The organism is Branchiibius sp. NY16-3462-2, assembly GCF_001594145.1.
Lineage (GTDB): Bacteria > Actinomycetota > Actinomycetes > Actinomycetales > Dermatophilaceae > Branchiibius.
Window position 1 is genome coordinate 151,506 of sequence record NZ_LVCF01000042.1, and the last position, 21,972, is coordinate 173,477.

At 67.7% G+C, this 21,972-nt stretch carries 24 protein-coding genes; 17 read left to right on the forward strand and 7 right to left on the reverse strand.

Going from position 1 to position 21,972, the window contains the following annotated elements; translation table 11 throughout:
- Nucleotides 1–7 precede the first annotated feature (7 nt).
- The 4 genes from AZH51_RS15650 to AZH51_RS15665 form a co-directional block, all read right to left on the reverse strand.
- The gene (locus AZH51_RS15650) at nt 8–646 is read right to left on the reverse strand and encodes a VTT domain-containing protein (protein WP_291525856.1); all 639 of its coding nucleotides are present in this window, start codon (nt 644–646) and stop codon (nt 8–10) included.
- A gap of 63 nt (nt 647–709) precedes the next feature.
- Entirely contained in the window at nt 710–3,037 is a 2,328-nt protein-coding gene (locus AZH51_RS15655; RefSeq protein ID WP_291525781.1) for an FdhF/YdeP family oxidoreductase, read from the reverse strand.
- A 91-nt stretch (nt 3,038–3,128) separates the two neighbouring features.
- Nucleotides 3,129–3,680, reverse strand: coding sequence for a copper resistance CopC family protein (locus tag AZH51_RS15660; protein WP_291525782.1), 552 nt, complete (start codon nt 3,678–3,680; stop codon nt 3,129–3,131).
- A gap of 4 nt (nt 3,681–3,684) precedes the next feature.
- Nucleotides 3,685–4,410, reverse strand: coding sequence for a YcnI family protein (locus AZH51_RS15665; RefSeq protein ID WP_291525783.1), 726 nt, complete (start codon nt 4,408–4,410; stop codon nt 3,685–3,687).
- Nucleotides 4,411–4,462: 52 nt separating this feature from the next.
- Between AZH51_RS15665 and AZH51_RS15670 the strand changes: the two genes are divergently transcribed.
- Genes AZH51_RS15670 through AZH51_RS15680 form a run of 3 tightly spaced genes read left to right on the forward strand, consistent with a single transcriptional unit; the run spans nt 4,463 to nt 6,950 of the window.
- Nucleotides 4,463–5,368 (forward strand): ABC transporter substrate-binding protein, encoded by a 906-nt coding sequence (locus AZH51_RS15670; RefSeq protein ID WP_291525784.1) that lies wholly within the window; start codon nt 4,463–4,465, stop codon nt 5,366–5,368.
- Nucleotides 5,365–6,222 (forward strand): amino acid ABC transporter permease, encoded by an 858-nt coding sequence (locus tag AZH51_RS15675; RefSeq protein WP_291525785.1) that lies wholly within the window; start codon nt 5,365–5,367, stop codon nt 6,220–6,222. Before AZH51_RS15670 ends, AZH51_RS15675 begins: the two co-directional genes overlap by 4 nt.
- Nucleotides 6,219–6,950: an amino acid ABC transporter ATP-binding protein gene (locus AZH51_RS15680; protein WP_291525786.1), complete on the forward strand. Its 732-nt coding sequence runs from the start codon at nt 6,219–6,221 to the stop codon at nt 6,948–6,950. Before AZH51_RS15675 ends, AZH51_RS15680 begins: the two co-directional genes overlap by 4 nt.
- Here the strand turns inward: AZH51_RS15680 and AZH51_RS15685 are convergent.
- Nucleotides 6,947–7,516 carry a DinB family protein gene (locus tag AZH51_RS15685; RefSeq protein ID WP_291525787.1) on the reverse strand — a complete coding sequence of 190 codons (570 nt, stop codon included), beginning with the start codon at nt 7,514–7,516 and terminating at the stop codon, nt 6,947–6,949. The genes AZH51_RS15680 and AZH51_RS15685 overlap by 4 nt on opposite strands.
- Nucleotides 7,517–7,518: 2 nt before the next feature.
- Nucleotides 7,519–8,115 (reverse strand): DinB family protein, encoded by a 597-nt coding sequence (locus tag AZH51_RS15690; protein ID WP_291525788.1) that lies wholly within the window; start codon nt 8,113–8,115, stop codon nt 7,519–7,521.
- Nucleotides 8,116–8,198: 83 nt separating this feature from the next.
- Between AZH51_RS15690 and AZH51_RS15695 the strand changes: the two genes are divergently transcribed.
- The 3 genes from AZH51_RS15695 (at nt 8,199) to AZH51_RS15705 (ending at nt 10,053) form a co-directional block, all read left to right on the forward strand.
- Nucleotides 8,199–9,128: a YafY family protein gene (locus tag AZH51_RS15695; protein ID WP_291525789.1), complete on the forward strand. Its 930-nt coding sequence runs from the start codon at nt 8,199–8,201 to the stop codon at nt 9,126–9,128.
- A gap of 21 nt (nt 9,129–9,149) precedes the next feature.
- Nucleotides 9,150–9,356 carry a type II toxin-antitoxin system VapB family antitoxin gene (locus tag AZH51_RS15700; protein WP_291525790.1) on the forward strand — a complete coding sequence of 69 codons (207 nt, stop codon included), beginning with the start codon at nt 9,150–9,152 and terminating at the stop codon, nt 9,354–9,356.
- A 94-nt stretch (nt 9,357–9,450) separates the two neighbouring features.
- A complete protein-coding gene (locus AZH51_RS15705; RefSeq protein ID WP_291525791.1) occupies nt 9,451–10,053 on the forward strand; it encodes a TrmH family RNA methyltransferase in 603 nt (200 codons plus the stop codon).
- Nucleotides 10,054–10,266: 213 nt separating this feature from the next.
- Here the strand turns inward: AZH51_RS15705 and AZH51_RS15710 are convergent, their stop codons facing one another.
- Nucleotides 10,267–11,100 (reverse strand): hypothetical protein, encoded by an 834-nt coding sequence (locus AZH51_RS15710; RefSeq protein ID WP_291525792.1) that lies wholly within the window; start codon nt 11,098–11,100, stop codon nt 10,267–10,269.
- A gap of 100 nt (nt 11,101–11,200) precedes the next feature.
- On the opposite strand from AZH51_RS15710, the gene AZH51_RS15715 reads away from it, so the two are divergent.
- From AZH51_RS15715 to AZH51_RS15765, 11 genes are all read left to right on the forward strand, one after another.
- Nucleotides 11,201–11,539, forward strand: coding sequence for a YciI family protein (locus AZH51_RS15715; protein WP_291525793.1), 339 nt, complete (start codon nt 11,201–11,203; stop codon nt 11,537–11,539).
- Complete coding sequence (locus AZH51_RS15720) at nt 11,536–12,765, forward strand: DUF6596 domain-containing protein (RefSeq protein WP_291525794.1); 1,230 nt, start codon at nt 11,536–11,538, stop codon at nt 12,763–12,765. The genes AZH51_RS15715 and AZH51_RS15720 overlap by 4 nt, the downstream gene beginning before the upstream one ends.
- A gap of 73 nt (nt 12,766–12,838) precedes the next feature.
- Nucleotides 12,839–13,864, forward strand: a complete 1,026-nt coding sequence (fbaA, locus tag AZH51_RS15725) for a class II fructose-bisphosphate aldolase (protein ID WP_291525795.1) — start codon at nt 12,839–12,841, stop codon at nt 13,862–13,864.
- Nucleotides 13,857–14,258 (forward strand): DUF3151 domain-containing protein, encoded by a 402-nt coding sequence (locus tag AZH51_RS15730; RefSeq protein WP_291525796.1) that lies wholly within the window; start codon nt 13,857–13,859, stop codon nt 14,256–14,258. Before fbaA ends, AZH51_RS15730 begins: the two co-directional genes overlap by 8 nt.
- 15 nt (nt 14,259–14,273) lie before the next feature.
- On the forward strand, nt 14,274–15,197 hold the full coding sequence (locus AZH51_RS15735) for a hypothetical protein (protein ID WP_291525797.1): 924 nt from the start codon (nt 14,274–14,276) through the stop codon (nt 15,195–15,197).
- Nucleotides 15,187–15,744 (forward strand): nucleotidyltransferase family protein, encoded by a 558-nt coding sequence (locus tag AZH51_RS15740; protein WP_291525798.1) that lies wholly within the window; start codon nt 15,187–15,189, stop codon nt 15,742–15,744. Before AZH51_RS15735 ends, AZH51_RS15740 begins: the two co-directional genes overlap by 11 nt.
- A gap of 107 nt (nt 15,745–15,851) precedes the next feature.
- Nucleotides 15,852–17,432, forward strand: coding sequence for an HNH endonuclease signature motif containing protein (locus AZH51_RS15745; RefSeq protein WP_291525799.1), 1,581 nt, complete (start codon nt 15,852–15,854; stop codon nt 17,430–17,432).
- Nucleotides 17,433–17,500: 68 nt separating this feature from the next.
- The gene (locus AZH51_RS15750) at nt 17,501–18,373 is read left to right on the forward strand and encodes a MoxR family ATPase (RefSeq protein WP_291525800.1); all 873 of its coding nucleotides are present in this window, start codon (nt 17,501–17,503) and stop codon (nt 18,371–18,373) included.
- A 2-nt stretch (nt 18,374–18,375) separates the two neighbouring features.
- On the forward strand, nt 18,376–19,497 hold the full coding sequence (locus tag AZH51_RS15755; protein WP_291525801.1) for a VWA domain-containing protein: 1,122 nt from the start codon (nt 18,376–18,378) through the stop codon (nt 19,495–19,497).
- A complete protein-coding gene (locus AZH51_RS15760; protein WP_291525802.1) occupies nt 19,490–20,626 on the forward strand; it encodes an XdhC/CoxI family protein in 1,137 nt (378 codons plus the stop codon). Before AZH51_RS15755 ends, AZH51_RS15760 begins: the two co-directional genes overlap by 8 nt.
- A 65-nt stretch (nt 20,627–20,691) precedes the next feature.
- Nucleotides 20,692–21,924: a transcriptional regulator gene (locus AZH51_RS15765; protein WP_291525803.1), complete on the forward strand. Its 1,233-nt coding sequence runs from the start codon at nt 20,692–20,694 to the stop codon at nt 21,922–21,924.
- The last annotated feature ends 48 nt before the right edge of the window (nt 21,925–21,972 follow it).

A 21,972-nucleotide genomic window follows, 5' to 3' on the forward strand; every position in this document is an offset into this window, starting at 1 on the left:
GGCCAGGTTAGGCCGCGGGGTCGGCCGCCTTCGCCCGGCGGTGCTTGACCCACTCGTAGAGCATCGGCAGCACGGACAGGAAGACGATGACCAGGATGGCCAGGTCGATGTTCTTGCCCAACCCGGGGAACGCCTTGCCCAGCAGCGCTCCGGCCAGCACGATGATGACGACCCAGAGCACGGCGCCGACTGCGGACCACGTGAAGAACCGGCGACGCTCCATCTGCCCCACGCCGGCGACCAGGGTGATGAAGGTGCGCACGATCGGCACGAACCGGCCGATCACCAGGGCCTTGTTGCCGTGCCGTTCGAAGAACGCGTGCGTCTGATCGATGTACTTACGTTTGATGATGCGACCATCGCGCTCATAGATCGCCGGTCCGACCGCCCGACCGATCTCGTAGCCCACGACGTTGCCGGCGAACGCGGCCACGATGAGCGCGGGTATCGCGAACCAGAACGACACGTCGATCTTGTCGGTGGCGATGAACAGGCCGATCGCAAACAGCAGGGAGTCCCCGGGCAGGATCGGGAAGAGCAGACCGCACTCGATGAAGACGATCAGCATCGAGATCCAGAAGAACGCACCGCCGAACTGATCCAGCAGATAGTTGGGGTCCATGAAATCCGGGCCGAGGCTGTGCATCACGGCGCCAGGATACGTGGCCCGGTTGGTATCTCCTGTCGTCTCGCTGTGCGGCGAGCCGGGTCAGTGCGCGATCGGCCGTCCGCCCGGGACGGGTTCATCCCCGGCTTCGAGGCGGATGATCACCTGTTTCGAGGTCGGGGTGTTGCACGCGGGATCGACCGCGGCGCGGGGCACGAGCACGTTGGCTTCGGGGAAGTACATCGCAGCGTGGCCGGGGACCGTGGGGTAGGCGACCGCCCGGTAGCCCCGCAGGACGCGGTCCGGTTCACCCGGCCATTCGCTGAAGACGTCGACGGTCTGACCGTCGGCGAGGCCCCGCGCGTCGAGGTCGTCCGGGTGCACGAAGACCACGAACCGGCCGTCCTTGATCCCCCGGTAGCGGTCGTTGAGGGAGTAGATCGTGGTGTTGTGCTGGTCGTGGGCGCGCATGGTCTGCAGCAGCAGCCGGCCCTGCGGCACCTGGACTGCTTCGGTGGTCTGCACCGTGAACTGGGCTTTGCCCGACTTCGTCGGGAACGTGCGGGAGTCGCGGGGCGGGTGCGGCAGGATGAACGACTTCTGCCTGCGCAGGCGCTCGTTGAAGTCCTCGAAGCCCGGGATGGTACGGCTGATCGCGTCACGGATCGTGTCGTAGTTGTCCTGGAAGGACTGCCAGTCGATGCGCGGACGGGAGCTGCCGAGGACACGTTTGCCCAGTTCGCAGAGCACCCACACGTCCGAGCGCAGGTCATCGGAGATCGGCCGGAGTTCGCCGTGGCTCATGTTGATCCGGCACACGGTGTCCTCGGCGGTGACGATCTGCGGGCCGTCGGCCTGGACGTCCCGCTCGGCACGCACCATGACCGGCAGCAGCAGCGAGGTCTTGCCGGTCACCACATGCGACCGGTTGAGCTTGGTCGCCACCTGCACCGTGAGGTCGGCCTGGCGGATGCCGTCCTCGGCACGTTGGGAGTCGCTCATCGCGGCGACCAGGTTGCCCGCGAAGCTGACGAAGACCTTGATCTTGCCGGCGTCGATGGCGTTCATCGCGGCCACGGAGTCCAGGCCGTTCTCGGCCGGTGGGGTGAAGCCGAACTCCTTCTCCAGTGCTGCGGCGAACGCTGCCGGCAGCTTGTCCCAGACGCCCATGGTCCGGTCGCCCTGCACGTTGCTGTGGCCGCGGACCGGTGAGGCTCCGGCGCCGGGTTTGCCGATGTTTCCTTTGAGCAGGAGCAGATTCATGATGTCGGCGATGGTCGCCGCACCCTGCTTCTGCTGGGTAATGCCCAGCGCCCAGGTGATGATCGTGGCGTTGCTGTCGATGTAGCGCTGCGCCAGTTCGTCGATCTCTGACTGCCGCAGGCCGGTGGCTTCGAGGATCTCCTGGTCGTCGATCGCCAGGATGTCGTCGCGGTAGGCCTCGAACCCGGTGCAGTACTGGTCAATGAAGTCATGGTCCAGCACCGTGCCGGGTGCGGCCGCTTCCGCCTGCAGAACCGCCTTGGCGACGGCCCGGATGAGGAACTGGTCACCGCCGGAACGGATCTGGACGAATTGGTCGGCCATCTTGGTCCCCTCGCCGATGAGACCGGAGACCTGTTGCGGGTTCTTGTAGCGCAGCAGTGACGCCTCGGGCAGCGCATTGACCGCCACCATCTGGGCGCCACCGTGTTTGGCATCCTCCAGGGCGTTCAGCATCCGGGGGTGGTTGGTCCCCGGGTTCTGGCCCATCACGATCACCAGGTCGGCCTTGCCGAAGTCGTCGTAGTGCACCGAGGACTTGCCGACACCGATCGCCGGTCCCATCCCCGCACCGGTCGCCTCGTGACACAGGTTGGAGCAGTCAGGCAGGTTGTTGGTGCCGAAGGCTCGCGCGAACAACTGCAGCAGATACGCCGGCTCGTTCATGATCCGGCCGCTGGTGTAGAAGACCGCCTCGTCGGGGTTGTCCAGGCCCGTCAACGCGTCGGAAAGGATGTTGAGCGCGTCGTCCCAGGAGATGGGCAGGTAGTGATCGGAATCCGCCGCCTTGTAAACAGGCGTCCGCAGGCGGCCCTGCTGACCCAACCAGTACTCGCTCTTGTCCGCCATGCTGCTCAGGCTGTGCTCTGCCCAGAAGCTGTCCTCGATCACGACCGGCGTGGCATCCCAGACGATGTTTTTGATGCCGTTCTCGCAGAACTCGAGAACCTTCGAGTGGTCCGGATTGGCCCAGGCGCAGGACGGGCAGTCGAAACCCTTTTTGTGGTTGATGGTCACCGACACCTCGGTGGTGCGCTCGACCCCGAGACCCTCCAGCGCCGCGAGAAGAGACTTCTCCGGTGCTTCGATGCCCACCGCGAACTTCTCCGGAGCAGACACCTCGATGTTCTTGTCCGAGAAGTCGTTGGTGAGAGGTTTCCGGTGCATCGGCGCACGCTCCTGATCGTCAGCTGGGAAGGCTATCCCCAGCTTCGCACGCAATGGCACAGAAGGGCCCGAGATTGGCCGGTCGTGAACGTTATGCCGCGCGTCCCCTGCGGGTTGACGACACCCGCCAGGCGATGAGGCCGACGGTGATGGCTAGTACGCCGATCACCAGCGCGATCATCCCCGTCGCCGAGCTGCTCTGTGCTGTGGGCGTTACCGGTGTTGAGGTCTCGCACCCCGTGGGCGCGTGGGCGGCGCCTGCCGCCTTCTGCGGACCGGTGTAGTGGAAGGAGATCGAGGTGGACACCGGGTGACCGTCGGCGGACACGATGCGCCAGGTCACGACGTACGTGCCGGTCGGTCCGAGAGCCACGGGCACGCTCACGTCGCGGTCGAGCGCTGTGGCGCAACCGGTTTCGTAGTGTTTCCCGTCCGGGCCGACCACCTCGAGCTGGGGCGCGGACGGTTTGCTGAGCACAATGTCGTTGAAGCTCAGCGTGACCTTGGCGGGCGGTGTGCTCACCGTGGATCCGTTGGCCGGGTTGCTGGAGACCAAAAAATCGTGGGCGCTGGCCGGGGCGACGACCCCGAACCCGAAGAACAGGGCCAGCAGAAGTACGCCGATCGGCCGGGTGATGCGCATCGGTTCAGGCGCGTGGGCGGCGGGTCAGCGCCCACACGGCCGCGACCAGTCCCACTGCACCCAGGACGATTCCGCCGATACCGAACCAGCGGGCGGTGTCGTCGGTGGTGGTCTGGGACGCGGCGCTGATCGTCGGTGCGGCGCTGACGCTCGGTGCACTGCTGGGTGCAGCGCTGGCAGACTCACCGGGCGGCGCGTCGTTGATGTACAGCACCGGCGCCGGGTGCTCCGGCTCCTGGCTGCCGGTCTGCGCCTGGTCCCAGTTCACCACCGAACCATCCGAATAGGTCTGGTGTGCAGCCATTTCCAGCTTTCCGGTGTCGGGTACGGGTCCGACCGAGATCGCGAACGTCTGGAACTGACCGGGTTTGATCGCGGCATCGGCGCTCGCGGTCCACACCAGCTTCGTGGGGGCCTGGGTGATCTCACCGTCGTCGGTCTTCACCGGAGTCGCGAGCTTGCTGGTCGTCACCACGGTCGTCCAGCCCGGCACCGGTTGGTAGGACACCGAGCCGAACGGATGGTCCGTGGGCAGGTCGACCTCGAGTTTCGTGGTCGAGGCGCTCGCGGACTCCGTCGGAACCTTGAACGTGAGAGTGGTGTAGGACCCAGGTGTCGCGGTGTCCGGAATGACCCGGACGTGTGCTTCGGCAACCGCGCACGACCCGGCCAGCAGCAAGGTGGCGGTGGCAGCGGTGGCCAGGGATCGACGTACGGCGATGGCGGACACGGTTGGTGACGTTACGCCTGCCAGCTGCAGACCAGAACGGTAATCTCGCGTTATGAAGATCCTGCGTGCCGGGCTGGCGCTGTCACTCCCTCTTGCTGTCTCTCTCGCCGCGTGCGGATCCCCCAAGGACGCGGCCACGTCCGCTCCCGCCGGTGGCGGGGCGAGCATGACCGACGGGGTCGCCACCCAGAACACCTCGGCGATGACCGCGTGCACGAAGGACTCGATGGACACCGTGACCAAGGGCCAGTTGACGATCGGGACGGACAACCCGGCGTACCCGCCGTGGTTCATCGATAACACCCCGAGCAACGGCAAGGGGTACGAGTCGGCGGTCGGCTTCGCGATCGCCAAACAGCTGGGCTACTCCGACAGCGACGTGAAGTGGGTAACGGTCGCGTTCAACAACGCGATCACCCCCGGCAAGAAGAACTTCGATTTCGACCTCAACCAGGTCTCGATCAGCGACGAGCGCAAGAAGGCGGTCGACTTCTCCAGCGGTTACTACGACGTGACCCAGACCGTGGTGACCTACAGGGGGTCGCCGATCGCGTCCGCGAAGACGGTCGCTGACCTCAAGGGCGCCAAGCTCGGCGCACAGGTCGGGACCACGTCGTACAACGCCATCGTCAACCAGATCAAGCCAACCCAGCAGCCGTCGGTCTTCGACACCAACGACCTGGCCGTCCAGGCACTGAAGAACAAGCAGATCGACGGCATCGTCGTGGACCTGCCCACTGCGTTCTACATGACCGGTGCTCAGCTGGACGACGGCGTGATCGTGGGGCAGTTGCCGGTGGTCGGTCAGCCGGAGCAGTTCGGAGCGGTCCTGACCAAGGGCTCGCCGCTGACCCAGTGCGTGTCGATGGCCGTCGACAATCTGCGTAAAGACGGCACCTTGGAGAAGCTGCAGACCACCTGGCTGGCGCAGCAAGGTGCTCCGAAGCTGACGGAGTGACCACTCCCGACACCTGGGTTCCCTCCCAGATCGAAGAGCAGCGGCGCGCGTATCGCGCGTCACGGCAACGGCGTTCGGGGCTGATCGCTGTCATCAGTACCGTCGTCGTGCTCGCAGTAGCGGCGTTGCTGGTGGTCAATTCGCCCGGCTGGGAGCGGACCCGCGAGACGTTCTTCTCCTGGGAGGACGCCAAGAAGTCCTTCCCCTCGGTGTTGTCCGGCCTCTGGTTGAACATCCGGGTGATGGTCATCTGCGGGATCTGTATCGCGATCTGGGCGACGCTGATCGCGGTGATGCGCACGCTGCGCGGACCGGTGTTCTTCCCGTTGCGCGCGTTCGCGGTGGGCTACACCGACGTGTTCCGCGGCTTGCCCATGTTGTTGGTGCTGTTGCTGCTTGGGTACGGCGTGCCCGCCCTCAATCTGTCCGGCGTCCCTGACTCGTTCCTCTTCTGGGGCTGCGTGGGGCTGGTGCTGTCCTACTCGGCGTACGTCGCGGAGGTCCTGCGCGCCGGCATCGAGTCGATCCACCCCTCGCAGCGGATGGCCGCCCGCTCGCTGGGCCTGTCCTATCCGCAGACGTTGCGGCATGTCGTTCTGCCGCAGGCGGTTCGGCGGGTGCTGCCAGCGTTGATGAACGACCTGGTGTCGCTGCAGAAGGACTCCTCGCTGCTGTCCGTGCTGGCCGTGGTGGACGCGCTGCGGGCCGCCCAGATCTACTCGGCGTTGACGTTCAACTACACGTCGTACGTCGTGGCGGGGCTGCTCTTCCTGTGCCTGACCATTCCGATGGCGCGGCTGACGGACTGGTACGCGAGGCGGCAGGGCTTCCAGTCGACTGGAGGACTGCTGTGAGTTTGTTGTCGGTTCGCCACGTGCGGAAGGCGTTTGGCGAGCACGTCGTGCTGCGGGACGTGTCGTTGGAGGTGCGGCCGGGGGAGTGCGTGGTGCTGATCGGCGCGTCCGGCTCGGGCAAGTCGACGCTGCTGCGCTGCATCAACCTGCTGGAGACCGTCGATGACGGCGTGATCGAGCTGGCGGGAGACGACATCACCGACCCGCGGGTCAATGCGGACTCCGTGCGGGCCCGGATGGGGATGGTCTTCCAGTCCTACAACCTCTTCCCGCACCTGTCGGTCATGGACAACATCACGCTGGCCCAGCGCAAGGTCCATCGCCGTCCGGCCGCCGAGGCGAAGGAGGCGGCGCACGCCATGCTCACGCGAGTCGGTCTGGCGGACAAGGCAAAAGCCCGACCCGACGACCTGTCCGGCGGTCAGCAGCAGCGGGTCGCCATCGCCCGGGCCATGGTCTCGTCCCCCTCGTTGCTGCTGCTGGACGAAGTCACGTCGGCCCTGGACCCGACCCTGGTCGGGGAGGTGCTGGACCTGCTGGTGCAGCTGCGTGAGGAGGGGATGACGATGATCCTCAACACCCACGAGATGGGCTTCGCGAAGGCGGTCGCCGACGAGGTGGACTTCCTGTGCGACGGCGTGATTGCCGAATCCGGCCCAGCTGCAGCCGTGTTGGGTGATCCTCAGGACGAGCGCACGCAGCGGTTCCTGTCCCGCATCCTGCACTAGCGGTGCGCGTAGAGATCCCGTAGCAGGCAGACCTCCGCGCCGTGGTGGATCACTTCACGGTGGATGTGCGTGACCAGATCCGCCATCGGATACTCGGCGTACGGCCCCTCAGTCGGCCCGCACGGCTCGGTCAGACCCTCCTCACCAAGCGCGCGTACGCCACTGACCCACCCGTCGTACGCCGCGTCCAGCTGGTCGAGCGCATCCTGGGCTGACCCGGCGTACGCCCAGGTCCGCGCATCACAGGAAGGACCGGCGAAGTGGTTCTGGGTGCGCTGCCCCAGCACGCCGGTGGTGATGTGGCCGAGGCGCCACGCGGCGGTAGCGACCGGGGCAGGGCCCTCGACGGCGTCGAAGTAGAGCTCGCCCGCCTCGTTCCGGCCACACTCCATCCGGAACGGACCGCTACCGATCTGCGGTCGCTGGTCGTCCGCCGGCCGGATAGACCAGCAGTCCGCGACCGGCTCCCAGAAGTACTCGTCGTCGGTCATGCCGTCCAACCGCGGTCGCAGCGCGTGCTCCCAGTGGAACGTCAGTTGCTCGGTGAGCACGTGGTTCCAGTCCATGGTCACACCGCCTCAGCGGGGCGCCAGTGCTTCATCCAATCGGACTCCGGCCAGTCCTGGTCGGCGGCCAGCAATTCGTACATTGTTGCCCCGTCGATGGATTCACGGATGATGTCCGCGTGCCCGGCATGGTGGGCGACCTCCTCGACGATGTGCAGGACTGCCCATCGCACGTTCCAGGCGTCGAGATCCGCGGGCCACCACGGAGCACCGGAGGGCACGGGAACGGGGGCGTCCAGATCCACCGTGGGCAGCAGGTCGTTGGCCCGGTCCAGTGCGGCGGTGAGTTCAGCGCGCAGGCTGTCACCGGTGTCACCGTCGGCGCGAAGGAAGTCGGCGCCGTACTCCTCCGCGGCCTCCTCATCCGATCCGCGGTGCGGCTCGTCCGGTGCGGCCTCGACCCGGTCCAGCCAACCCTGCGTGCAGCGAGCCACGTGCTTGACCAGTGCGCCGACCGACAAGCTCGACGCTGTCGGCGTGGCCCACAGCTCGTCGTCGGTCAGTCCGTAGGCAGCGCCCCGGACCGCCAGCAGTTGTTGTTCCACGTAGCCGGTCAGCATCTGGTTCTCGGTGGTGGTCATCGGTGCGTGCATCGCCATGACAATCTCCTTTGTTGGTGGTGTGACCACCGTGGCGCACCTAGCGGACACTTTCTGTCCTGAATGTCGCGCATGATGGATGCATGGCCGCCACCACCGCCCGCCTCCTGCGACTGCTCACGCTGCTGCAAGCGCGCAGCGTGTGGTCGAGTCAGGAACTCGCGGACGAGTTGGGCATCACGACCCGGTCGGTACGCCGCGACGTCGAGCGGTTGCGCGACCTCGGCTATCCGGTGCGGGCGAGCCGGGGTGTCGGCGGCGGATACCAGTTGGGCGCCGGGCGAGCGTTGCCGCCGTTGCTGCTGGATGAGCGCGAGGCGGTCGCTCTGCGGCTCGCCGCGGGAGGCGCGGTGGCCGGGATCGGGGAGGCCGCCGTACGCACCATGGTCAAACTCGATCAGGTGCTGCCGGCAGCGGCGCGCGCCCAGGTCGCGGCGGTCCATGAGGCGACCACGACCCTGGACACCTCGGTGCCGAGCGTCGATCCGGACGACCTGCTGACGGTGTCCCGGTCGGTCCGGGAGAGCACGCAGATCCGGTTCGACTACGCCACGGCGAGCGGTGTGGGCAGCCAGCGGCGGGCCGAGCCCTACCACCTGGTGGTCAGCGGATCACGTTGGTACCTGGTGGCTTTCGACCTGGACCGGGACGACTGGCGTTCCTTTCGGCTGGACCGGATGAGCGAGGTCCGGGCCAGCACGTTCACCTTCCGGCCGCGTGCGGCACCCGACCCCGCGACGTACATCCACGAAGCCACGACCCAGCGTTGGGCGGTGGCCGCACGCCTGCGGGTGGCCATTGCGGCGGACGACCTGCGACGGCGGGTGTCGCGCTGGGCGCAGGTGGTCGACCTGGGTGATGGAACGAGCGAATTACGTGTGTCCGCAGACAGTTTCGATGACATCGCGGCCTGGTTGATGCGGTTCGACGCACCGTTCGAGGTGATCGAACCGGACGAACTGAAGGCGGCGTTCGGTCGCCTGAGTCAGCGCGCCCGTGCCCTCGCGAACTGATGCACAACTACCCTGAGGTGTATGACGCGCACCAATATCGATATCGACGATGCGCTCGTTTCCGAGGCGATGCGCCGGTACGGGCTCACCACCAAGAAGGCGGCAGTCGACCTGGCATTGCGCCGACTGGTGGGGCCGATGACCCGCGAGGAGGCGCTGGCGCTTGAGGGGATCGGCTGGGAGGGCGACCTCGCTGAGATGCGCAACGACGCACCCCATCTCCTGTGACCTGCCTGGAAACGGTGCGGCTTTGAGCGCCGACCGAGTCGAGGAAACGAGCGCAGCGAGGCCCGGAGGCGAGGCTAGAGGCGCGCCAGAAGACATGACGGTTGTCGGCGTGGGGCCCTGGCAGGGTCCGCTGCCCTCCGATTCGAAGTACGACGCGGGGTTGCTCGCCGAGGGCGACGCGCGCAACGTGGTGGACAAGTACCGCTATTGGACCCAGGAAGCGATCATCGCGGACCTCGATCTGACGCGGCACGACTTCCACGTCGCGGTCGAGAACTGGGGTCACGACTTCAACATCGGCTCGGTGATCCGTACCGCGAATGCGTTCAACGCCAAGGCGTTTCACATCATCGGCAAGCGGCGCTGGAACCGTCGCGGTGCGATGGTGACCGATCGCTACCAGCACGAGTTCCACCATGCCACCGTTGCCGACCTCATCGAGTGGGCCGGGGACCTGCCGCTGATCGGGATCGACAACCTCCCCGGCAGTACGCCGATCGAGACCGCCGCGCTACCCCGCGCCTGCGTCCTCGTCTTCGGTCAGGAGGGTCCCGGCCTGTCCCCGGAGATGCAGGCGGCCTGCGAAAAGGTCCTGCACATCGAGCAATTCGGCTCCACCCGTTCGATCAACGCCGGCGCGGCCGCAGCGATCGCGATGCACACCTGGATCATGCAGCACGTCTACGGTCGATCGTGATCGACCCAGGACTGTGCCTTTCGTGTCAGCACGCGCTGATCCGGCCGACCAACAAGGGGACCACCTATCTGCGCTGCGGTCTGGCGGCGACCGACGACCGATTCCCGAAGTACCCACGGCTGCCGGTGACTTCCTGCCGCGGATTCGCTCCGCCGGCTTCATGACTTCAGGTCATGGAGCCGAAAAAGAATGGGTGCCTCCAGCGCCGAGCAGCTACGACGAAGCGGAGCCCGAGCCAGCGGACGGTCCCGCGCCCACGGCGGAGGGTGCGGTGGACGTGGAGCTCTCGGTCGGCGTACCGGCAACCAGGTCGGACAGATCCAATCCCCAGTTTCCCCAACGCTTTTCGAAGGCGGCGTCACGCGCGACGGCCCGCTTCAGCTTCTCCGGTGAGTACCGCTTGGCCCACTTCGACCGCGGCCGGGCCAGTCGCAGGGCGCCCCACCACGCGACGGGCGGGATGAACGCGCCGATCACTGCACTGGAGTATTTGCCCTTCGCAACGCACACGAGCAGACACGTCGCGTGCACCGTCAGTGCGGCCAGGACAGCGAGGTGCCCGGCGCCGGGTGTCGTGTCCCCGCGCAAGGGCTGGATGCCCACGAGGAGGAACCCGAGCACGGCGGCGGTCAGGGCCACCACCTGCACGGACAGCTGCCCTTGTTTGGACCAGTAGACGTCCTGCAGATGCAGGATCAACGCGAACTCGTCCAGGACAAGGGAGGCGCCAACCCCGATCAGGACCGCGCTGATCTCCGCCCCGGGCGGGCGACCGGACGACGCAACCGAAGTAATCCCACCGATCACCAACAAGAAGATCCCGGGCACCGCGTGATGGATGTGCACCCCGCCGGACACGTTGTTGCGGAAGGGGCCCTTGCCGGCGCGGATCATCCGGGTGATGCCGCGGGTGATGACGAACGTCGTAACGAACGAGGCGAACAGCAGCAGCAGCGACAGCCGTTGGTCCACGAAGAGGTGAACTTCATGGATCCGGCCCTCGGAGAGGGGGCGAGACCAACCGCTCCACTGATGCGACCCCGTCATGTGTGTGAGTGTACGAGCAGGGTTTTTACCGGGAGTGTCGATTTCTGCCGCGGCCGGTCGTCATGGAGGTGTCAGAAAACCCTGGATAAGGAGCACGCAGATGAAGTATCTAGTCCTGATCGCGTATGAGCCCAGCATGTGGGCCGACGTCGCACCCGAGGTGCAGGAGCGGTTCCACGAGCAGCACCTGGCCTTCCACGAGGCGGTCGGCGAGAAGCTGCTCGCGGGCGAAGCGCTGGCCGACACCGACAGTGCGACCACGCTGCGCGGCGGTGCCACCCTCACCGACGGCCCGTTCGCGGAGACTGCCGAGATGATCGGCGGCTTCTATCTGGTCGAGGCGGACGATCTGGACCAGGTCGTCGCGTGGTGCCGGCTGCTGCCGCCGGAGTACGCCCTGGAGATCCGGCCGTGCGTGCAGATCGAAGGGTTTGAGTGACGCCGGTCGAGCAACTGCTGCGTGACGAGTGGGGCCGGTTGCTGGCCCTGCTCGTCGCCAGCACGCGGCGTCTGTACCTGGCCGAGGATGCGCTGGCGTCCGCCTTCGAGGAGGCCACCCGGCGATGGCCGATCGACGGTACGCCGGGCAACCCGTCCGCGTGGCTGCTCACCACCGCGCGGCGCCGGATCGTTGACTCCATCCGCGCCGAGATCACCCATGCGAAGAAGCAACCACTGATGGTGATGGATGAGCGAAATCGATTGCACGACAACGAAGCAACGCAGCAAGACAGTCTGCTTCGACTCGTGCTTCTTGCGGCCCACCCCGCGCTGGCACCCGAGGCAGGAGCGGCCCTGACCCTTCGGTTGGTGATAGGTGTGTCAACCGCGGACATCGCCCGTCTCTTCCTGGTGCCCGAGCCGACGATGGCAGCCCGGTTGACGCGGGCGCGCAAGAAGGTGGTCACGGCCGGGATCCCGCTGGCCCTCCCGCCGCAGGAGGCGTTGCCGCAGCGGCTGGAGACGGTGGCGTCGGTCGCCTACCTTGCCTTCACGGCAGGCTATGCACCCAGTAGCGGTGACCAGGTGGTTCGGACTGAACTGGCCGGGGAGGCGATCCGGTTGGTGCAGCTGGTGCGCGCCCAAACTCCGGCGACGCGCAGTGATCCGACGCTGATCGCCCTGCACGCGCTGATGCTGCTGCAACATTCCCGGCGCGATGCGCGGGTCGACGCCGCCGGTGAGGCGGTGCTCCTGCCCGAACAGGACCGCAGCCAGTGGCATCACGATGAGATTGCCGAGGCGCTGGCGCTGCTGGAAAGCCCTGTCCCGCTGGGCAGCTCGGTCATTGCTCGCTCCTACCGGTTGCAGGCAGCCATTGCGGCATGTCATGCGACCGCTCCCAGCGCTGAGGCCACCGACTGGGGCCGGATCTGCACCTTCTACGAAATGCTGGAGCATCTGACCGGGTCGCCGATCGTCCGGTTGAACCGCGCCGTGGCGGTGGCCGAGTGCGACGGTCCGGCAGCGGGACTGGCCCTGCTGGCAGGCCTCGATGACCGCTTGCCGGGCAACTACCGACTGGCGGTCGCCCGAGCCGAGTTGCTCACCAGGGACGGTCGGACGGAAGCTGCGCGATCGGCGTACGCCGAGGCGCTGGGCCTATGCACGAACGAGACGGAACGGCGCGAACTGCTGCGGCGGGTCCAGCGTTTGGACGGCTGAGCGGCTCCGACGCGAGGGGATGCCCGGGGTGGTTGGATAGATGTACCAGAGCCGCACACCGCAGGAGTGAGCCATGCCGATCGCAACCCCCGACGTCTACGCCGAGATGCTCGACCGGGCCAAGAAGAACGCATTCGCCTACCCGGCGATCAACGTCAGCAGCAGCCAGACCCTGAACGCTGCCATCAAGGGCTTCGCCGACGCGGGCAGCGACGGCATCATCCAGGTCTCGACCGGTGGCGCCGAGTACTTCTCCGGGCAGGGCGTCAAGGAGATGGTGACCGGGTCGCTGGCCTTCTCCGCGTTCGCCCATGAGGTCGCCAAGAAGTACGACGTCAACATCGCCCTGCACACCGATCACTGCCCCAAGGACAAACTGGACGACTTCGTGCGCCCGTTGCTGGCGGCCTCGATCGAGCGGGTCAAGGGCGGCGGGCTGCCCTACTTCCAGTCGCACATGTGGGACGGCTCCGCGGTGCCGCTGGAGGAGAACCTGCAGATCGCCGAGGAACTGCTGGCCCAGTGCAAGGAAGCGCACGTCATCCTCGAGATCGAGGTCGGTGTTGTTGGCGGTGAGGAGGACGGCGTCGTCGGTGCGCAGGACGAGAAGATGTACTCCACGCCCGAGGACGCCCTGGCCACCGCCCGCGCCCTCGGCACCGGTGAGAACGGCTACTACATGACCGCGCTCACCTTCGGCAACGTGCACGGCGTCTACAAGCCGGGCAACGTCAAGCTGCGCCCGTCCGTGCTCAAAGCGGCCCAGGAGGCGGTGCACACCGAGTTCAACACCCCGGATGACAAGCCGTTCCACCTCGTCTTCCACGGCGGCTCCGGCTCGGACGAGGCCGACATCAAAGAGGCCGTGTCGTACGGCGTGGTGAAGATGAACGTCGACACCGACACCCAGTACGCCTTCACGCGTCCGATCGCCGGCTGGATGATCGGCAACTACGAGGGCGTCCTGAAGATCGACGGTGAGGTCGGCGACAAGAAGAAGTACGACCCGCGCGCCTGGGGTAAGGCCGGCGAGACCGGCATGTCCGCTCGCGTCGTCGAGGCGTGCGAGGCGCTCGGATCCGCGGGGACGCATGTCTAATCTGCTCGGCGTTCCCGAAACTCGGCTGCCCGAGGATCCGGCCGCGCTGGCGTTGGCCGAGGGTGAACTGCCCGAGCAGGTCGCCGAGAACTACCCGGCCTCCAGCCTGGTCTGGGCGGCCCTCTCCGAGCACGCGCTCTCCGAGCACCACGCCGTCGAGGCCTACGCCTACGCCCGCACCGGCTATCACCGTGGCCTGGACTCGCTGCGCAAAGCCGGCTGGCGCGGGCAGGGTCCCGTGCCCTGGGAGCACGAGCCCAACCGTGGGTTCCTGCGCTCCTTGGCGGCGCTGTCCCGTGCGGCCGGCGCGATCGGCGAGACCGACGAAGAACGTCGGTGTGCTGACTTCCTGCGGGACTCCTCGGCGTTGGGTGCGCGCGAGTTGGGTCTCTAAGCCTCCGGTACGTCGATGGCTCGCCTGACCGCGTTGGAGATCGGTCCCGACGGGGAGACTCTGTATCGCGCGGTGCTGCGGCAGCCGGGACACGCGCTGGACCGGCACCGGGACGAGCTGGGCTGGTCCCTGGTGCAGGTGACCGCAGCGCTGGACGAACTACGGGCGCACCGGTTGGTCCGGGTCAGCGCGGAGACCGGGCTGATCGCAGACCATCCCCGCGCCGCCCTGGAACGGGTCGTCTCGGCGCAGGAAGCGCAGTTGGCGACCCGGCGGCAGGAGCTGGCGCGGGTCCGTGACGCTATCGACGCGTTTGTCGCGGATTACGGTGTGGGACAGTCGCTTTCAACGACAACTCTGCCGGCGCGCGAGCAGGTCGAAGCGGCCGATGTGGTGGCTACCTACGAGCACCTGCTTGCTGCCACGTCCGGAGAGGTGCGTTGCTGCGGACTGTCCCCGGTCGGCCCCGGCGTGGCCGCGCAACTGGCCAGCGGCCGGGTCGTGCGATGGCTTCGAAGCGCGGCGGACGGCCCGGTCGATCCTGGTGATTTCGACTTGCGCCTCGCCGGCTCGCTGCCGACGAGGTTCGTCTGCTTCGGCGGCGATGTCGCGATGGGTGTCGCCGAATGGGGTTCTCCCGACGGCGATTTCGTGGTTCTGCGTGATCCGGTGGTCGTGGCTGCGTTCGTCGAGTTGTTCGACCGGTTGTGGGCGACCGCTGCGCCGATGGCCGCCACACCGGACTCGCTGACGACGGGCGTCCTGGAACTGATGCGCCAGGGCCTGAAGGACGAAGCGATCGCCCGGGCGCAAGGAGTGTCGCTGCGCACCGTCCGGCGGCGGATCGCGGACCTGATGACCGAGCACGGTGTGGACACCCGCTTCCAACTCGCGCTGAAGCTGATCGAACGCGACCAGGATGCTGTCGATGACGATTGAGGGTCTGCTACTGGCCGCGGGTGCGGGGCGCCGGATGGGTCAGCCGAAGGCGCTGGTTCGCGACGACGACGGGACGTCCTGGCTACTGCGGGCGGTGCAGGTGTTGCAGGACGGCGGCTGTTCCCACGTGACCGTCGTTCTCGGCGCGGCGGTCGATGAACCCACCGCCCTGCTCGAAGGCACCGGTGCTCGCATCGTCGTGGCGCCGGACTGGTCCGAGGGGATGTCGGCGTCGCTGCGTGCCGGGCTGCGGGAGATAGGTGGCACAGACGGGGACGCGGTGGTCATCACCCTGGTCGACCTGCCCGACGTGTCCGGCGACGTGGTTGAGCGAGTCACCCGATCACCGGTGGATACCCGCACACTGCGCCGAGCGGCGTACGCCAATAGACCCGGTCACCCGGTTGTCCTCGGGCGGGAGCACTGGCAACCGGTGATCGAGAGCGCGGTTGGTGATCGCGGCGCACGTGACTACCTGTCGCACCGCGACGTCGAGTTGATCGAGTGCGGCGACCTCGCCACCGGTCGTGACGTCGACTCCCGCTGAGGAGCTAGCGTGTACGCCGTCAGCGAAACCTCGAAATCGCTTGTAACACAGGTTGATTGGCCAGATTCACCGTTACCATTGTCATCGAACACGTGTATGATGTGTTCATGGGTGGGGGCACCGGATTTATCGCTGAATCGGTGATAGCCGCTGCGCCGGTCGCGGACCTGTTGGACGAGGCTCATCGGTTGCTGGTCGCGGTGTACGGCAAGGTCGCCGCGGGTGGCGGGGCGTTGTCGCAGGACGGCTTGGTCGGTGAAGCAGTCCTGGCCCAGCAGGTGCAGAACTCCGCGTGGGCGATCCAGTCGCGCCGGTTGGCGCAGGCCGCGGCGATCAGCGAGCGGCTCAACGGCGTCAGCGGGGCCGGCACCGCGGATCTAGCGCACGAGTGGTTTCCTTTGGAGGTCGCTACTCGGTTGGGGTGGACCGACCGCCAAGCCGGTGCCCGGCTGGGTCAGGCATGTGAGGCGACCGGTTATACCTCGGGCCTGCTGGATCTGGCCGGTGCCGGGGAGTTGGAATCACGCAAAGTGACCGCGGTCGCCTCCGTGACCGCCGGCTCTCCCGGGCACGTGGCCGCGGAGATTGAGGCACGGATCCTGGAAGGCGACCCGGTGGGGACCACCTCCAGCAAACTGGCCGCGAAAGCGCGGCGGTTGCTGACGAAACTGGACCCGGTCGCCGCCGATGAGGCCAGCCAGGATCGGCGCCGGGGATCCGTGGGTGTGTTCGTGCACCCCCATCACGAACCGGGACTATCGGAAGTGACCGCGGTGATGCCCACGTTGGACGCGGCGAAACTGATAGCCGTGATCGACGAGCACGCCAGGGAACTGCAGGTAGCCAGCACGACGGACAAGACGCTGGCTGAGTCGCGGGTGGACGCGTTGACGGATCTGGTGATGAACGGGGCCATCGTCGACACCCAGTTGACGTTGCTGATCCCGTTGGCCGAACCCGCGGCGCTGATCGCTGAGCCGGAGCCGACGCGGGAACTGGTTGGCGCCCGCGGTGGTGCACAACCCCCGCCGGTGCCCGGTGTGCCGGCGGTGCACCGGTCGGTGCCGCCGCCGGGGATGACGGTTGAGGACTGGTGGGACTACCAAGGCGGTCAACTCAACGATCTGGACACCCAGGTCGAGGAACTCATCGCTTATGAACGCGGCCAGTGGCCCGACGGGTGGCCCCCACCACAGCTGGCCAACGCCACCCGCCAGCGCCGAAGCGACGGGCATGGGCATGGGCGTGCCGCGAGCGCGCCTGGGCGTGGGTTGTTCGAAGATGTGCTGCTGCCGCGGGTGGGGGTGATTCCTGGTGCCGCGATCGAGGAACTCGTCCAGGTGTTGGGAATTCAACTGTCGCGGGCGTTAGCTAACCCGTTGACCGGAACCATCGCCGAGACCGGCGACAAAACCTACCGCCCCGGGGCGGGATTGGCCCGGTTCGTGCGGGCCAGGGATCAGCATTGCCGCTTCCCGGGGTGCACCCACCCCGCCGAACGGTGCGACCTGGACCACGTGGTCCGTTACCCCGACGGACCCACCGCCGCCCGTAACCTGCAACCGTTGTGTCGCCATCACCACCGGGCCAAACACGAAGGCGGCTGGAAGGTCAGCATGACCCCCGACGGGGTCTGCACCTGGACCAGCCCCACCGGCCGCATCTACATCACCAGGCCCGCCGACTGAACCCTGCGCGACGGAGGGGTCGGTAGCTACAACCGGCGACCAACGCGGCGCGGCGTAATCTGCGTCACATGCAGTTCGACACCCCGGCCGAGGTCGCGACGGGTCTGGAGCAGGACGGGTACCTCAGCGACGACGCTCTTGCCGCGGCCACCTACCTGGCACTTCGGATGCAGCGACCGCTGTTGCTGGAGGGTGAGCCAGGAACCGGCAAGACGGCCCTGGCCGAGTCGTTGTCCCGCATCCTGTCGGTGCCCCTGGTGCGCATGCAGTGCTACGAGGGAATCGACGCCACCCAGGCGCTCTACGACTGGGACTTCCCACGGCAGATCCTGCACCTGCGGGCGCTGGAAGCGGCCGGTGGTGCGGACGCCGAAGACGCCGAGAAGAGCCTGTACGACCCGCGGTTCCTGCTTGCCCGGCCGGTCCTGCAGGCGTCGCAGGACAGCCCTGCCGTGCTTCTGGTCGACGAAATCGACCGTGCCGACGACGAATTCGAGGCCTTCCTGCTCGAAGTGCTCTCGACCTACCAGGTCACCATTCCCGAGCTGGGCACCGTCCGAGCGGCTACGCCGCCGGTCGTCGTACTCACCTCCAACCGCACCCGCGAACTGCACGATGCCCTGAAACGCCGGTGCCTTTACCACTGGATCGACCATCCGGGTCTGGAGCGGGAGGTCCAGATCGTGCGCACCCGGGCCCCCGAAGTGTCCGACGCGTTGGCCCGGCAGGTCGTCGAGGTCACCCAGCAGGTGCGCGGCCGCGGTGATCTGCTGAAACCCCCGGGCGTGGCCGAGACCATCGATTGGGCGCGGGCGCTGACCTATCTGGGTACGACGGACATCGACCTGGCCGCCGCATCCGCCACGCTGGGGGCGCTGGTGAAATACCGCGAAGATTCAGAAAAGGTGCGGCACGCACTCGACCAGTTGTTGCGGGCCTGACCATGGGCCAGGAACTGCGCGGTGGTGACGAGATCCTGCTGGCGTTCGGGCGGGCGCTGCGCGCTGCCGGCGTTCCGGTCACGCACGACCGGCAGCAGCAGTTCCTCGATGCTGCTGCCGAGTTGGGGATGGACGATCAGCGCTGCACCTACCTGGCGGGCCGGGCCACCCTCTGCTCCGGTCCCGAGGATCTGGATCGGTACGACCAGGTCTTCACCGCCTTTTTCGGTCCGGACGGTCTGCCCCGGCCCCGGCCGGCCCAGCGCAGTGGCGTCTCCTACACAACGGGATTGCCCGACGCCGAGGGCTCAGGGGCGGGGGACACGGAAGGGCAGGACGTCGTACGGGCCATGGCCAGCAGCGCGGAGGTGCTTCGGCAGCGCGACGTCGCCACCATGTCAGCGGCTGAACGGCACCGGCTCGCAGGCATGTTCGCCACCCTGCAACCCCGGCCACCGCTGCGGCACAGTGCGCGGCAACGCCCCTCGGCCCGTGGTCGGGTCGACGCGCCGCGCACGCTGCGGGCCTCGCTCCGGTGGATGGGGGAACCAGCGGCCGTTGCGTGGCGACGACGCAGTGTCCGACCCCGACGGGTGGTCCTGTTGATCGACGTCTCCGGCTCGATGAGCAACTACGCGGACGCGCTCCTGCGGTTGGCGCACCGGCTGACCCAGTCGTTGCGGGTGCAGGGCGGGAGCGTCGAAACCTTCACGGTCGGGACCCGGCTGACCCATCTGACCCGGGCGATGCGCGTCCACGACGTGGAGCGGGCGCTGGTGATTGCCGGGGAGGCAGTCCCGGACTGGTCCGGAGGCACCCGCCTGGGGGAGACCCTGAAGGTGTTCGGCGATCGGTGGGGACAGCGCGGTCTGGCTCGCGGAGCTGTCGTGGTGGTGTTCAGCGACGGGTGGGAGCGCGGCGATCCGAGCCTGCTGGGTGAGCAGATGGGGCGGCTCGCGCGGATCGCGCACCGGGTGGTCTGGGTGAATCCGCACCGGGGCAAGGCCGGTTACGAGCCAATCCAGCAAGGGGTCGTGGCGGCATTGCCGCACTGCGATGACTTCGTCGCCGGGCACTCGCTGGCGACCTTCGATGAATTGACGCGGGTGATCGCCGATGCGTGACGTCATGCCGGAACTGCTGGAGTGGTGGACCGCCGGCAAGACCGTCGGGGTGGGCACCGTGGTGGCGACCTTCCGCTCCGCGCCACGACCGCCCGGCGCCTCGATGCTGGTCGGCCCGGACGGCACCGCGGTCGGCTCGGTCTCCGGGGGCTGCGTCGAAGGAGCCGTCTACGAACTGGCCCAGGACGTGGTGGCCTCCAAAGAACCGGTCCTGCAGCGGTACGGCGTCTCCGACGACGACGCCTTCGCCGTCGGCTTGACGTGCGGCGGGATCCTCGACGTCTACGTGGAGGAGGTCAACCAGCAGACCTTCCCGGAACTGGGCGAGGTCGCCGCCGCCATCGACGCCGGTGAGCCCGTGGCGCTGGCCACCGTCATCGAACATCCCGATCCGGCGCGGCTGGGCCGCCGGCTGATTATCCGGCCCGGCGCCGCGACCGTGGGCAGTCTCGGCTCGCAGCGCGCGGACGATGCCGTGCACGACGACGCCCTCGGCCTGCTGGCGGCCGGGACCAACGCCACCCTCACCTACGGGCCGGACGGTGAGCGACGGGGCGAAGGGATGCGGGTCTTCGTGTGGTCCTTCGCGCCGAAGCCCCGGATGCTGGTCTTCGGTGCGATCGATTTCGCGGCGGCGGTGGCCAAGGTCGGCAGCTTCCTGGGCTATCGCGTGACCGTGTGCGACGCCCGCCCGGTCTTCGCGACCCACTCGCGGTTCCCGGACGCCGACGAGGTCGTCGTGGACTGGCCGCACCGTTACCTGGCGGCCGAAGCCGCCGCCGGCCGCATCGATCCGCGCACCGTGATGACCGTGCTCACCCACGACCCGAAGTTCGACGTGCCGCTGCTGGAGGTGGCGTTGCGCCTGCCCGAGGTGGCGTACGTCGGTGCGATGGGTTCGCGACGTACCCACGAGGACCGCTTGGCGCGGCTGCGGGAGGCCGGACTGCAGGAGTCGGAGATCGCCCGGCTGTCGAGTCCGATCGGGCTCGACCTGGGTGCCCGCACTCCTGAGGAGACGGCCGTCAGCATTGCCGCCGAGATCATCGCCGGGCGGTGGGGTGGCTCGGGGCAACCGCTGGCCGCGGGTCGCGGCCGGATCCACCGGGAGCATCCCACCGGAGTGTGATCCAGCTCACGCGCTGCGTGTTAGCGTGATTGGCAACGGTTTTCGGGCGTCGTACAGGAGGCCGGGTGGCACGCAGCGAGTTGCAATCGCGACGCGTCGCGGCGGTGCGCGCGTGGACCTCGTTCGTCGGGGAGGCTGACGACCCGGTCACCACAGTCCGGCCGGAAATCCTTGACAGCTGGGCGCGTTCGGCAGCGTCGATCACTCCCGACGTGTCTGAGGCGCCGCTGGCCGACCAGGGCGAGACTGCGGCGTACTGGGATGCTTCGCCACTGCAGACCGCGGTGGAGCGCATCCAGGCGGAGTTGCGGCGCACCGCCGAGGACGGTGACCTGGTCATCGCGGTGACCGACCCGCAGACCCGGATCCTGTGGACCTACGGCGGGCGGGTCATGCGGCGCAAGGCCGAGAGCGTGAACTTCGTCGCCGGCGGTCGATGGGACGACGAGTCGGTCGGCACCAACGCGTTGGATCTGGCCAACCGGCTGGGCGAGCCGTCCATGGTGTTCAGCGCCGAGCACTACGCGTCGGTGGTGCACAACTGGGTGTGCTGGGCAGCGCCGGTGGTGGACCCGTTCACTGGCGCGCAGCTGGGCGTCATCGATCTGTCGACCACCTGGGACCGCACCCACCCGATCGGACTGGCGACCGCTCGGATGATGGCCCGGCTGATCGAGAGCGCGCTGCCGATGTCGCGGACCCATCCGGGTCTGAGCGCGGTGGAGGAGCCGGACGAGCCGGGCCTGGTCATGCGGCTGCTCGGCACGGCGGAGACCTGGCTGGACGGGCAACGACTGCTGCTCAGTCGCCGGCAGACCGAGATCCTCGCCCTGCTGGCGCTGCATCCGCAGGGCCTGTCGCTGGAACAACTGCATGCGCTGGTGTACGGCGACCTGGCCGTGACGACCTCGACCCTCAAGGCCGAGGTGTCCCACCTGCGAGCATCTCTCGGTGGCCAATTGGCATCGCGGCCCTACCGGCTGACCACCCCGGTGGCCACCGACGTGGAACTCGTGTTGGGGCTCGTGCGTCGCGGCCGGACCGCCGCCGCCGTCGAGGCGTACGGCGGTGACCTGCTGCCGGGCACCAACTCGCCCGCGCTGGTCGAGTTGGCCGAGCAGTTGGCGGTGACCGTGCGTGAAGCACTCCTGGCCGACCCCGATCCGGACGCGGTGCTGCGCTACGCCGAGCGATCGCCGTACGACACCCAGGTGTTCGAGGTGTGCCTGTCCCGGCTGTCGCCCACGCACCGGGCGGTGCCCCTGCTCAAGGGCCGGTTGGCCGCAGCGCGGCAGTGACCCGGGCAAGGTAACCCTCGCCAACCGGCTGCCAACCCGGCCGACTTA

Bases quoted from the DNA above. Each gene is read 5' to 3' on its own strand.
- AZH51_RS15650 (WP_291525856.1), bottom strand. From the start codon at position 646: ATGCACAGCCTCGGCCCGGATTTCATGGACCCCAACTATCTGCTGGAT.
- AZH51_RS15655 (WP_291525781.1), bottom strand. From the start codon at position 3,037: ATGCACCGGAAACCTCTCACCAACGACTTCTCGGACAAGAACATCGAG.
- AZH51_RS15660 (WP_291525782.1), bottom strand. From the start codon at position 3,680: ATGCGCATCACCCGGCCGATCGGCGTACTTCTGCTGGCCCTGTTCTTC.
- AZH51_RS15670 (WP_291525784.1), top strand. From the start codon at position 4,463: ATGAAGATCCTGCGTGCCGGGCTGGCGCTGTCACTCCCTCTTGCTGTC.
- AZH51_RS15685 (WP_291525787.1), bottom strand. From the start codon at position 7,516: ATGGACTGGAACCACGTGCTCACCGAGCAACTGACGTTCCACTGGGAG.
- AZH51_RS15690 (WP_291525788.1), bottom strand. From the start codon at position 8,115: ATGGCGATGCACGCACCGATGACCACCACCGAGAACCAGATGCTGACC.
- AZH51_RS15695 (WP_291525789.1), top strand. From the start codon at position 8,199: ATGGCCGCCACCACCGCCCGCCTCCTGCGACTGCTCACGCTGCTGCAA.
- AZH51_RS15700 (WP_291525790.1), top strand. From the start codon at position 9,150: ATGACGCGCACCAATATCGATATCGACGATGCGCTCGTTTCCGAGGCG.
- AZH51_RS15705 (WP_291525791.1), top strand. From the start codon at position 9,451: ATGACGGTTGTCGGCGTGGGGCCCTGGCAGGGTCCGCTGCCCTCCGAT.
- AZH51_RS15710 (WP_291525792.1), bottom strand. From the start codon at position 11,100: ATGACGGGGTCGCATCAGTGGAGCGGTTGGTCTCGCCCCCTCTCCGAG.
- AZH51_RS15715 (WP_291525793.1), top strand. From the start codon at position 11,201: ATGAAGTATCTAGTCCTGATCGCGTATGAGCCCAGCATGTGGGCCGAC.
- fbaA (WP_291525795.1), top strand. From the start codon at position 12,839: ATGCCGATCGCAACCCCCGACGTCTACGCCGAGATGCTCGACCGGGCC.
- AZH51_RS15730 (WP_291525796.1), top strand. From the start codon at position 13,857: ATGTCTAATCTGCTCGGCGTTCCCGAAACTCGGCTGCCCGAGGATCCG.
- AZH51_RS15735 (WP_291525797.1), top strand. From the start codon at position 14,274: ATGGCTCGCCTGACCGCGTTGGAGATCGGTCCCGACGGGGAGACTCTG.
- AZH51_RS15740 (WP_291525798.1), top strand. From the start codon at position 15,187: ATGACGATTGAGGGTCTGCTACTGGCCGCGGGTGCGGGGCGCCGGATG.
- AZH51_RS15745 (WP_291525799.1), top strand. From the start codon at position 15,852: ATGGGTGGGGGCACCGGATTTATCGCTGAATCGGTGATAGCCGCTGCG.
- AZH51_RS15750 (WP_291525800.1), top strand. From the start codon at position 17,501: ATGCAGTTCGACACCCCGGCCGAGGTCGCGACGGGTCTGGAGCAGGAC.
- AZH51_RS15755 (WP_291525801.1), top strand. From the start codon at position 18,376: ATGGGCCAGGAACTGCGCGGTGGTGACGAGATCCTGCTGGCGTTCGGG.
- AZH51_RS15760 (WP_291525802.1), top strand. From the start codon at position 19,490: ATGCGTGACGTCATGCCGGAACTGCTGGAGTGGTGGACCGCCGGCAAG.